The 11,256-nt window shown below is 63.0% G+C and carries 11 protein-coding genes; 2 read left to right on the top strand and 9 right to left on the bottom strand.

Annotated features, from left to right (window positions below; genetic code table 11):
• Positions 1–2: 2 nt before the first annotated feature.
• Positions 3–2,996, bottom strand: a complete 2,994-nt coding sequence (topA, locus tag ACLI1Q_RS01145) for a type I DNA topoisomerase (protein WP_284869869.1) — start codon at positions 2,994–2,996, stop codon at positions 3–5.
• 246 nt (positions 2,997–3,242) lie between these two features.
• Between topA and ACLI1Q_RS01140 the strand changes: the two genes are divergently transcribed.
• Positions 3,243–3,872: a DedA family protein gene (locus ACLI1Q_RS01140; protein WP_284849727.1), complete on the top strand. Its 630-nt coding sequence runs from the start codon at positions 3,243–3,245 to the stop codon at positions 3,870–3,872.
• Positions 3,873–3,894: 22 nt separating this feature from the next.
• Here the strand turns inward: ACLI1Q_RS01140 and ACLI1Q_RS01135 are convergent, their stop codons facing one another.
• Complete coding sequence (locus ACLI1Q_RS01135) at positions 3,895–4,098, bottom strand: cold-shock protein (RefSeq protein ID WP_005276524.1); 204 nt, start codon at positions 4,096–4,098, stop codon at positions 3,895–3,897.
• Between the two features lie 180 nt (positions 4,099–4,278).
• Between ACLI1Q_RS01135 and ACLI1Q_RS01130 the strand changes: the two genes are divergently transcribed.
• On the top strand, positions 4,279–6,651 hold the full coding sequence (locus tag ACLI1Q_RS01130) for a DEAD/DEAH box helicase (protein ID WP_284849728.1): 2,373 nt from the start codon (positions 4,279–4,281) through the stop codon (positions 6,649–6,651).
• Here ACLI1Q_RS01130 and ACLI1Q_RS01125 read toward each other — a convergent pair.
• Genes ACLI1Q_RS01125 through ssd form a run of 7 tightly spaced genes read right to left on the bottom strand, consistent with a single transcriptional unit; the run spans position 6,648 to position 11,234 of the window.
• Positions 6,648–6,971, bottom strand: coding sequence for an Rv3654c family TadE-like protein (locus ACLI1Q_RS01125; RefSeq protein ID WP_284849729.1), 324 nt, complete (start codon positions 6,969–6,971; stop codon positions 6,648–6,650). The two genes, ACLI1Q_RS01130 and ACLI1Q_RS01125, sit on opposite strands and share 4 nt — an antisense overlap.
• Positions 6,964–7,278 carry a hypothetical protein gene (locus ACLI1Q_RS01120; protein WP_284849730.1) on the bottom strand — a complete coding sequence of 105 codons (315 nt, stop codon included), beginning with the start codon at positions 7,276–7,278 and terminating at the stop codon, positions 6,964–6,966. Before ACLI1Q_RS01120 ends, ACLI1Q_RS01125 begins: the two co-directional genes overlap by 8 nt.
• Positions 7,279–7,311: 33 nt before the next feature.
• Positions 7,312–7,515, bottom strand: coding sequence for a DUF4244 domain-containing protein (locus ACLI1Q_RS01115; protein WP_005276515.1), 204 nt, complete (start codon positions 7,513–7,515; stop codon positions 7,312–7,314).
• Between the two features lie 57 nt (positions 7,516–7,572).
• Positions 7,573–8,196 carry a type II secretion system F family protein gene (locus ACLI1Q_RS01110; RefSeq protein WP_284849731.1) on the bottom strand — a complete coding sequence of 208 codons (624 nt, stop codon included), beginning with the start codon at positions 8,194–8,196 and terminating at the stop codon, positions 7,573–7,575.
• On the bottom strand, positions 8,193–8,972 hold the full coding sequence (locus ACLI1Q_RS01105) for a type II secretion system F family protein (protein WP_284849732.1): 780 nt from the start codon (positions 8,970–8,972) through the stop codon (positions 8,193–8,195). The genes ACLI1Q_RS01110 and ACLI1Q_RS01105 overlap by 4 nt, the downstream gene beginning before the upstream one ends.
• Positions 8,965–10,167, bottom strand: coding sequence for a TadA family conjugal transfer-associated ATPase (locus tag ACLI1Q_RS01100; RefSeq protein ID WP_284849733.1), 1,203 nt, complete (start codon positions 10,165–10,167; stop codon positions 8,965–8,967). The genes ACLI1Q_RS01105 and ACLI1Q_RS01100 overlap by 8 nt, the downstream gene beginning before the upstream one ends.
• Positions 10,164–11,234: a septum site-determining protein Ssd gene (ssd, locus tag ACLI1Q_RS01095; protein ID WP_284849734.1), complete on the bottom strand. Its 1,071-nt coding sequence runs from the start codon at positions 11,232–11,234 to the stop codon at positions 10,164–10,166. Before ssd ends, ACLI1Q_RS01100 begins: the two co-directional genes overlap by 4 nt.
• Between the last annotated feature and the right edge of the window lie 22 nt (positions 11,235–11,256).

Below are 11,256 nucleotides of genomic sequence, written 5' to 3'. Positions count from 1 at the left end.
ACTTATTTCTTGCGCGAGCCGGCCTTCACCACGTTCTTCGTGCCGGGCGAAGGCTTCGAGCTGGATTTCTTAGAAGCCTTCTTAGAAGCCTTCTTAGTGGCCTTCTTAGTGGCCTTCTTCGTCGATTTCTTCGTCGACTTCTTTGTGCTCTTCTTAGAAGACTTCTTCGTGGACTTCTTCTTCGTCTCCCCAGAGGCCTCTTTGGCGCGGCGCTCGGAAAGGAGCTCGTTGGCGCGGGCATCGGTAAGCTGCTCCGGATCGTCGCCGCGGCGCAGGGACGCATTGGTGGTGCCGTCCGTGACGTACGGGCCGAAGCGGCCATCCTTAACGGTCATAGGCTTGCCCGAAACGTCATTATCGCCGAGCTGCTTCAGCGGCGGCTGTGCGGCTGCGCGGCCTCGACGCTTCGGCTCCGCATAGATGCGGCGGGCCTCATCCAAGGTGATGCTAAAGATCTGCTCTTCCTTAGCCAGCGAGCGCGAATCCGTGCCCTTCTTCAGGTATGGGCCGTAACGGCCGTTTTGGGCGGTGATCATCTCCCCGTCGTCCACGCCCACCTCGCGCGGCAGGGATAGCAGCTCAAGGGCCTGTTCCAGCGTGACGGTCAGCGGCTCCATCGAGCTAAAGAGCGAGGCTGTGCCAGGCTTCAGCTTCTCATCAATGTAGTCATTGATGCGCTTTTCCTTCTGCTTCGCGGCCGTCTTAGTCTCCCAATTCTTGGCGCGCTTGCCTTCCTCGGCGCGCTGCTTATCCTCTTCGGCGCGCTCCTTGGCGACGATCTCCAAGGCCTCTGCCTCGGCCTTCTCCCGCTCATCATCGCGGACGACCTCGGTGACATAGGGGCCAAAGCGGCCTTCCTTCGCCACCACCATGCGGCCGTTTTCGGGATTCTCGCCCAACTGACGCCCGCCCTGCGAGGTAGCAAAGAGCTTTTCCGCCAGCTGTTCATTCAGCCCATCCGGGGTCACGGTTTCTGAGAGGTTGGCGCGCTGGTATTCCACGCTGCCGTCCTCATTGGTGCCGATCGCGCGCTCGATATAGGGCCCGTAGCGGCCGACGCGCACGAAGACCTCGCGGCCCTCAGAATCGGTATAGAGCTTGAGCGAGTTGACCTTGCGGGCATCGATGGCCTCGAGGTTGACATCGATAAGCGATTTCAGCCCGCCATGCCGCGCGATGGAGGCCGCCTTGTGCTCGTTGGCCTCAGCGTTGCCAAAGTAAAAGCCGTTGAGCCAGTCCGTGCCATCCTCCGTGCCGGTGGCAATCGAGTCCAGCTCATCTTCCATGGACGAGGTGAAGTCATAATCCACCAGCTCGGTGAAGTTCTCTTCCAATAGGCCCACCACGGCGAAGGCCACCCACGAAGGCACCAAGGCGTTGCCGCGCGAGACGACGTAGCCGCGGTCCTGGATGGTCTTGATGATGGAGGCATACGTCGAGGGGCGCCCGATGCCCAAATCTTCCATCTTTTTCACCAGGCTGGCCTCTGTATAGCGCGCCGGCGGGTTGGTGGAGTGACCTTCTGCCGAAACCTCTTCGGCCTGAAGATCGCGGCCCTCCTCCAGGTGCGGCAGGCGGTTTTCACTCTTCTTGCTCGTATCCTCGTCGGCGCCGTAAGCCTTCAAGAAACCCGGGAAGGTAATGGTGCGGCCGGTTGCAGAGAACTCGACGTCATAGGTGCCGTTATCCGTGTTCGCGGTGCCAGCGACCGCCACCTTCATGGAAGTGCCCTTGGCATCGGCCATCTGCGAGGCCACGGTTCGCTTCCAAATTAGGTCATAGAGCTTAAATTCCTCCGCATCCAGCTGGCTAGAAAGCTGGCCCGGGGTGGCAAAGGACTCACCGGCGGGGCGGATAGCCTCGTGCGCCTCCTGCGAGTTCTTCACGCGGCGGTCATAGACGCGCGGGGAATCCGAGACGTATTCTTCGCCATAAATGCTGGTCGCGGAGCTGCGCGCGGCGTTCAAGCCCTGCTGGGACAGCGAAGAGGAGTCCGTACGCATATACGTAATGTGGCCGTTTTCATAGAGGCGCTGCGCAATACGCATCGTGCGCTCCGAGGTAAAGTGCAGGCGCCGGCCCGCCTCCTGCTGCAGCGTCGAGGTCATAAACGGCGCATAAGGCTTGCGGGTATAGGGCTTGTGCTCTACCCCGGCTACACTCATGCCCGCGCCCTGCAGGGCCTTTTCCAAGGCCTCCGCCTGCGGCTGGGTAATGACGATGACGTCCTTGGTTTTCACATTTCCGCGATCATCGAAATCGCGGCCCAAAGCCACGCGCTTGCCATTAACCGCGGTCAGGCGCGCGTCAAAGGCCGACGGGCCCTCGCCGCTGCCAGCGCCCGCGTCCAAGGTGGCGAGCAAATCCCAGTAATCGGCGGAGATAAACGCCATGCGCTCGCGCTCGCGCTCGACGATGACCCGCGTGGCCACCGACTGCACGCGCCCGGCCGAAAGCCGCGGCATAACCTTCTTCCACAACACCGGGGAGACTTCGTAGCCGTAGAGGCGGTCGAGGATGCGACGGGTTTCTTGGGCATCGATAAGGTCATAGTCCAAGTCGCGGGTGTTTTCCGCCGCCTCCAGAATTGCGGACTTGGTGATCTCATTAAAGACCATGCGGCGCACCGGCACCTTGGGCTTTAAAACCTCCAATAGGTGCCAAGCAATGGCCTCGCCCTCGCGGTCCGGGTCTGTTGCCAGCAAGAGGTTATCGCACTGCTTCAGCTTGGATTTGAGGTCAGCGACCTTTTTCTTTTTATCCGGGCTGACGACGTAAAGCGGGGCGAAATCATCTTCCGGGTTAACACCCAAGCGGGCCCAAGATTCTTTCTTGAACTTCGCCGGCACGTCGGCAGCGCCCCGCGGGAGATCGCGGATATGCCCCACGGAGGCCTCCACGATGTAGTTATCTCCCAGGTACGGCTGGATCTTCTTCGCCTTAGTCGCCGACTCCACAATCACTAAAGTTTTGCCCGGCTCGGCCGCTTCTGCCACTTCGACTTCATCCCTTTCGATGATGCGAACATTAAAATTTGTGCGCTTTCAGCAATCGCCCCTAGCGTACACAGGTGGTTTATACCGTTCTTCGCACCATATACTTGGTACTACCAAAAGGCTTTGTAGGGGGCACTTCGCACCCCCACCGAACCGGTCTATACTGACCTTTTTAGAAAGTCCAGCAGCTGTGAAAGCATTGTTGGGGACGATAGCACACCCACAACACACCCCGTGGAGGATTAGATGGTTGACACAGTAACGATGTGGATTGAAGCCATCATGGGCACGGAGTGGGTGTATCCGATCGTGGGCCTGCTCATTTTCGGGGACTGTTTCTTTCCAGTGCTCCCCTCTGAAATCCCGCTGAATATGGCCGGCGCCTGGGCCGGATCGCAGGGATTTCCGCACCTGCCCACCATGTTCTTTGCGGCGCTCGTAGCCGCCATGTTGGGCGATAACCTGTGCTTTTTGCTGGGCACGCGGTTCATGCCGCTGCTCAATCGCATTCAAAAAGGTACGAAGGCCTACGAGGCCCTCACCTGGGTAAAACGCAATATGCGCCGCGGCGGTGGCGCGGCCATTATCATTGCGCGCTTTATCCCCTCAGCCAGGCTCTTTATGACCATTTTGCTGGGGTCAATGCGCTTTCCCTGGCCGGTCTTCCTTTTCTTCGACACCATTGGCGTGATGCTCTGGGCATTCCAGGCCTTGGCCATTGGTTATGTGGGCGGCTTAGCGTTCTCCGATACCCCACTGTTTGCGATGGTTATCAGCATTATCGCCGCCGTATTCATCGGCTTGGGACTGCAAAAGGCCCAAAACAACATCATGGAGTGGTGGGATACCCGCCGCGGCTACGCCGAAACGCCCTAGGGCGCTTAAAACCCTAAAGGCGTTAGAGGATGGAAACGGCCTGCGCCTGGTCGCCCTTCGGGCCGGATCCAACCTCGAAGCTTACCTTCTGGTTTTCTTCCAAGGTGCGGAAGCCGCTGCCCTGAATTTCGGAGTAGTGCACGAAGATGTCTCCGCCGCCGTCCTCGCGCTCGATGAAGCCGTATCCCTTTTCGGAGTTAAACCACTTAACGGTTCCTTGAGTCATGGTGAACTGAGTTCCTTTTCTTAAAGAGGTAGCGCGGACAACCGCGCCGGTAGTTATTCGGTAAATGGGTCCTCGAGCAGTACCGTGAAGTATAAAACCGCACCAAGACAACATTGGCCTGTCAACAGTGTGACACGTTCCACGCCAAAGCGATAGATTTAACTCACAAGGGGGTAAAAATTGTCTCACCCGGCTGGCGATAACCCCATTGGTGAAGAGCTCCTAGACCTCATCCAGCGGCGCCTTTCTGAGTCCACCCTGACGTTTCACACCACGCTCCCGGCGCAACGGGCCCGCTACGCCGATTGGCCGGAGTGGGTGCTGCCGGGGTTGAAGGAGAAGGTGGTAGATGGGGGCATCGGCAAGCTCTATGCGCACCAGGCCGAGCTCGCCGAATGCGCGTGGCAGGGCCGCGACGCGGTAATTTCCACCGGTACCTCGTCCGGAAAATCCCTGGGCTATCAGCTGCCCATCCTCACCCGGCTGGCAGAGGATCAGACCGCGTGCGCGCTCTACCTCACCCCCACCAAGGCCCTCGGATCGGACCAGCTGCAGTCCACGCTCGAGCTGTGCCGCGGGATTCCGGAGCTCAAGAACGTGGTGCCCGCGCCCTATGACGGCGATACGCCCCAGGAGTCGCGGGCGGGCGTGCGCGAGCATTCGCGCCTGGTGTTTTCCAATCCCGATATGGTGCACATGTCCATGCTGGCCGCGCACGCGCGGTGGGCGCGGGTGCTGCGCCACCTGGAGTTCATTGTCATCGATGAATGCCATTCCTACCGGGGCGTATTCGGCGCCAATGTGGCCCTGGTGGTGCGCCGCCTGCTCCGTCTGTGCCGGCATTATGGATCGCGGCCCACCATCATTTATGCCTCCGCAACCATGAATGATCCGGCGCGGCATGCCGAGCGCCTCACCGGCCGCCCGGCGCATGCGATTACTGAGGATTCCGCCCCCACCGGCGCGCGCACGGTCGCGCTCTGGGAGCCTGGATTCCTGGAGGGTGCGGAAGGCGAGCACGGCGCCCCCGTCCGGCGCGCGGCCACGACTGAGGCCGCCGAGATGATGGCGACCTTCATCGCGGAAGGCGCCCGGACCATGACCTTTGTGCGCTCCCGCCGCTCCGCCGAGGTCGTGGCGATGGTAGCCGCCGAGACTCTCTCCGGCAGTTTGGGCCGGCCGGATTTCGCGCAGCGCATCGCCGCCTACCGCGCCGGTTACTTGGCCGAGGACCGCCGCCGGTTGGAGCAGGCGCTTGACGATGCCTCCCTATTAGGCGTCGCCACCACCTCCGCCCTCGAGCTGGGCATCGACGTCGGCGGCCTCGATGCCGTGGTCACCGCCGGGTTTCCGGGCACCGTGGCCAGTTTTTGGCAGCAAGCCGGGCGCGCAGGCCGCCGCGGTCAAGGCTCGCTCGTAGTGCTCGTCGCCCGCGATGAACCCATGGATACCTACCTGGTGCACCACCCCGATGCGCTACTGGGAAAACCGGTAGAAGCAAGCGTCTTTAACCCCACGAATCCCTACATCCTCTTTGGACACCTCTACTGCGCGGCGGTGGAAAAACCGCTGGATGATGCCACCATTGCTGAGTGGGGTGCACGCGATGTCATCCACCAGCTTGCGGAGCAAGGCCTCGTGCGCCGCCGCGAGCGCGGGTGGTTCGCCGTGCCGATTCCCGCTTCCAGCGCAGAAGAGCTCTCGCCGGAAACCGCCCACTCGGCGGTATCGCTGCGCGGCGGGGCGGGCGAGGAGGTCATGATCGTGGATGCCTCTGATGGACGGCTCTTGGGAACCATCGATGCAGCCCGCGCGACCAGCCAAGTCCACCCCGGCGCGGTCTACCTGCACCAGGGCGAAAGTTTTGTCATCGAGGAGCTCCTCCTGGCCGATTATGTGGCACTCGCCCGCCCGGAGACTCCCGAGTATTCGACTACCCCGCGCTCCACGACGGATATTCGCATCGTGCGCGAGGCCGATAACCTGGTCAATTATTCCCCGGGCTTGTGGGTGGCGGACGTGGAGGTCGAGGTCACCGACCGCGTCACCGGCTACCAGGTGCGGCTTGCCGATGGCACCATCGGCGACGATATCCCCCTCGATCTCCCCGAACAGCGGCTGACCACCCGCGCCGTGGCCTATACCATCGACCCGCTGGCGCTTTCTGCGATGGGCATTACCGCCGCCGATATCCCCGGCACCCTGCATGCGGCCGAACATGCCGCCATTGGCCTGCTGCCGCTTATCGCCACCTGCGACCGCTGGGATATCGGCGGCGTATCCACCGCCCTGCACGCGGATACACAGCTTCCCACCGTCTTTGTTTACGACGGCCACCCCGGTGGTGCCGGGTTTGCCGAAGAGGGATTCCGCCGCTTCCCCGAGTGGATCGCGGCCACCTTTGAGGCGGTGCGCTCCTGCCCGTGCGAGGCCGGGTGCCCATCGTGCGTGCAATCGCCCAAGTGCGGCAACGGCAATAACCCTCTGAGCAAGGACGGCGCCATCAAGCTGCTCGGCGCGCTCGTCACCATGACGCAGGATGCCGCGGTTTAGACTGGGCCCGCCTTGGCCTTGGCGCTCTGGCCGCGCACCGCGGCAACGGCGATGATATCGGGTACATTTTCTGTGCATTCCTCGAGGCTCGCGCCGTTATCCCGCGCGGTGCTTTCTGCGGCCGCACATGCATCCTTGCCGGTGGCTAAGGCCCACGCGCCGGCCACGGCGGCAAGGTCCGCGGCCACTTGCGCTTCATGGCGCGCGGTCACACGAGATCCCACCGCCACGATGACCAGCAATAAGCTGACAATGGCGACGATGATTCCGGTGGCTGCGATGGTGGCGTATCCATCCTCGCCGCGGAGCCTGCTAGTCATTGCCGGCCACCTCGGCGGGAAAGACCGCTTCCGCGCTCATGGTGCCAATGGGAGCATCGACGCTTACCGATGCCCTGATAAGCCCCGCACTTTCCTGCACGTTCACCCGGGCATCCTCGCGCGCCGGTTGGTACTCGACGCCGATGGCGTGCGACCTAGCCGCCGCGCCCGCCATATCCACCGCCGCGATATAGGACGCCATCGTCGCGATCGCACCGATGATGCCCGCCGCCACGAGGACGAGGGAGCTTAATGCCAGGGCGGCCTCGATGGTCACGGAACCATCGTCATCGACTACCGTGCGCATGATTCCTCCTTTCTGTTTCTCTAGTGCGCCCGGCTAGCTTGGAGTATTCGATAGCGCATCGGTGATAATTCCCTCGATGGCATCGACCACGCCGCCGCCGTTGATGACCATGTACAGCACGCCGGCAAGCGCTGCGGCCGCGAGCGATCCCATGGCGTATTCAATCGTGCTCATCCCCTCATCGTTGCGGACGAGGGCGCGGGTGAGCTGGGAGTACTTAATAAATAGTGCAGACATTTTAGGAGTCCTTTCTTAAAAGGTGTGGTGGTTGAGTAGAAGTGAAAGGTGGTGTATCTAGAAAAGCTGCGCACCCAAGCTGATCACTACGGGCGCGAGGCCTAGAACGATGAATGCTGGCAGGAAGCACACCGCCAGCGGGAGGGCAATGAATACTCCTGCACGCTCTGCTTTAGCCGTAGCGTGAGCAGATGCTTCGGCGCGCAAAGAAGTACAGATTCGCGTGCATCCGGCGGCTATGGTGGCGCCGGATTGGCCCGATAAGATGACAAGCCCCGCCACGTCCTCTAGTCCCGCATGGCCTTTCATGTGGTCCCATGCAGATTCCGTGGGTACGCCAACCCCTAGGAGCGCGGATACCGTCTCCCACAGGTGCTGGGAATCGGCCTCTGCCGTGCGCGCGACTGCCGTAGCAGCCGCGTGCACCGTCAGGCCCGCACTCAGGCAAGCTGCGAAAAGTTCGATATCCCCGGCCACGAGGAGTGGATCCACGGTGGTAGAGGGCTGGAGTTTGCTCATCAATCCCCCGCGCGCTGTTGCGCCATCGCGCTTTCTTGGGCCGGCGCGCGGGGTCTTCGCCGTGTGCTGCGCTGCGTTTTGTGCCGTAGCAGGTCCCAGCCGCCCTTTGGTGGCCGGCAACCCGACGAGCACAGCCAGCGCTAAGCAGATAAAGGCCATCATGGTGCCGCCTTCCTGATAATGACGCGGGACCAGGCAAAGCCGCCGCAGGCAAGCCCCACCCCGATGACCAGCAGGATTCCGCCTAATCCCCCGCCGAGCAAGAAGCCCAGCGAATTGGCCCCCATCGCCCCACCCATGGCGATGCCCGCAATGGGCAGGCAGGCCAAGACCGTGGCCGTAGCTTGGGGCCCTTGCAGGCCGGCCGCGGTGGATTGGTGGTGGCGGCGCAGCGCATCCATCCGGCTTTGGGCCTGCTCAAAGAGGCTGGCCACCGCGATGCCGTGCTGTGTCGATAATTCGAGCAGGTGTCCCAGCCGGGTAAGTTCTGCATCCGCATGGGCGCCAGAGAGCGCCACGTGTGGGGGCGCACCGCGCGCAGCGGCGGTAGCGGTGGATTCTAAGGCTGCGATCATATCCCGCGGCGTCGTCGCGGGAAGGGACTCCGCCCCGCGCGATAGCGCGCTTGCAAGGGTTGCCCCGGCGCGCAGGTCAGCGGTGACGACCCCAAAGTATCCGGCTAGGGCTTCGCGGCCGCGCCGGCGCGCGCGGGCGGCCATGATGTCCTTGATATACCACGACACGCACCAGGCGATGATCGCTGCCGCAACCGCAATGCTCATCCGCCCGACCGAGAAGAAGACCAAGCTGCCACAGAATACGGCGCCCAAAATGACTAAGGAGCTGGCCTTTATCCGGCTGCCCTTGCCAGCAATGCGGGCCGCGCTCGAGGGCGCAGACAGCAAGAGAGCTGCGGCGAGCAATAAGAAGCTAAGCATCCGTCTGACCCCCTGCTTCTTCGTGCGGTTCATCCAGCAACGCAGCCGAGAATTCCGCGAAGCCAGGCGCGGGGCCCTCGGTTGCGCTCCAGACAATGCGCGGGGTGACCGGATTGCCCTCTAAGACGCCGATATGGGCCAGGCGCCGGCCATGTGGCGTGCGCTCCATGGTCAGCACCACGTTGACGGCGGCCGCTAATTGCGAGTGCAGGGCGCTGCGGTCCAGGCCGCCGAGCGCGCCGAGGGCCTCCATGCGGGCGGGTACCTCAAAGAGGGAATTGGCGTGCAAGGTGCCCGCGCCACCATCGTGTCCCGTATTCAGCGCGGCGAGGAGATCGACTACCTCTGGGCCGCGAATTTCACCGACGACGATGCGGTCCGGGCGCATGCGCAGCGCCTGCCGCAGCAATTGCGCCATGGTGATTTCCCCGCTGCCTTCCGCGTTTGCCCGACGCGAGACGATGCTCACGCAATGCGGGTGGTGGGGTGAAAGCTCCGCCGTATCTTCGATGACCACGATGCGCTCGCGCTCAGATACGGTCCCTAAAAGCGCCGAGAGCAGCGTCGTCTTGCCGGAACCGGTGCCGCCAATGACGAGGAAGGACACCCGCTTGTCCACCATCGCGGCAAGCAGCTGGCGAATGTCTTCGGGCACGGTGCCATTGGCCACCAACTGTGGCAGGGTGGTCTGTGCCTGGCGCAATACACGCAGGCTAATGCACGTTCCGCCCACGGCGGGTGGGCTTAAAAGGGCGTGCACGCGGAGCACGACGCCATCGGGGCGCGTGACGCGGCCATCGGCAAAAGGCTGGGCATCATCAAGCCGCGTGCCCGAGGCCGCCGCCAACCGGGAAGCGAGCTGGCGCACCTCCCCATCGTTGCGAAAGGTGATATCGCTGCGCTCTAGCCCCTCGCCGCGGTCCATAAAGACGTCTTCGGGCCCGTTGACCACGACATCGGTCACGCCCTGCCGGGCCAATAAGGCATCCAGTGGCCCCATGCCGGTGGCGTCCTGGCGCAGGCGCCGAAGCAGATCCACTACGGCAACGTCACTGATAACCCCCGCTTCCTCGCGGATCCGCCGGGCCAAGCTAGAGGCGTCGTGCACCAGACCTGGTTCGGCAGCAATGAGCCGCTGCATCTTCTCCATGGTCTTTTCCATGGTTTCGGTCGAACTATCCATCGCTGCGCTCATACCCCTACCTCCTCGCGCACCGCAGTGGCGGTTTTGGCCAAAGCCGCGGGAAGTCGGGCCGGGAGTCCGCCGATCTCGATGCTGCGGGTTAGCCCGCGCACGGTAGGCAATTGGGCACTGACCCGGTGGTGGATAATGTCTTCTACCTCCGGCGCGCTCAGCGCCGCCCACTGCCGTTGGCGCAGCACCACCACGATGTCGCGCCGGGCCTCATCCATGCGCAGGATGAGTTGTGCGGCCGCCGCTGCCGATCGCACCTCCGCAGCCACCACCAACACCACGTGCGTGCAGGCAGCCGGGATATTTTCCGCCGTGCAATCCACAACGCACAGGCCCTCGCCTGCGTGCGCCGCAGACGTCGCCGCCGCCAGAAGCGTGGCATCTAGTGTGAAGGTGTCTTTCACCGTGCTGCGCGCTGCGGATAGCACCGCTATGCCATCGGCGGTAGAAGGCAAGGCGCGGTAAAGGTCGGCGGCATCGATGCTGCCATCGCCAATGTTGAGCTCCGGCCAGCGGGCACCTGGCGCGGTTTCCACGCCGAGGAGGAGATCGAGGCCGCCGGAGTGCGCGGTGGCATCGATAAGCAGCGCCCGCGCCTGCTCACTCGCCGTGCAGTGGGAACGCGAAAGGGCTGCGGCAAAGGTGGAGGTGCCTACCCCACCGCTGGCGCCCACCACCGCGATGGTAGCGCTACCGGGGCGATCTTCCGGCGGGTGCGCTGCCTGGGCAATAGCCGCCAGCAGCTCTTTAATCTCCGCGGGGATAATAAAGGCGCGGTCCGCATGGCAGGCAAGCGCTGCCTCATAATCGATGGGCCCCGGGTCCGCGGCGAGGAAAAGCACCGGAGCGGGAGCGGTCTGCGCGGCTTGGGCCGAGGCTATAACGCGCGCCATGAGCGCGTCGACCAAGACCGTATAGGCTCCGGGGAGGCTGCGCGGGATATCGCGGGGATCGGTTGCCGTGATGACCTCGTGGCTGGTCGCGGCGGCGGCATGAACCGCCTCAGCGCGCAAGGCTTCCTCACCTATGGCAACGACGATGGTGGAGCGAGAGTGTGCTGTGTTCATGCTCCCTAGCCTGAAGCACCCG

Origin of the sequence: Corynebacterium limaceinasi (genome assembly GCF_046717465.1) — a bacterium.
Classification (GTDB): Bacteria; Actinomycetota; Actinomycetes; order Mycobacteriales; family Mycobacteriaceae; genus Corynebacterium.
The sequence above is the reverse complement of the archived record's forward strand: the minus strand, read 5'-3'. Positions and strand labels throughout refer to the sequence as shown.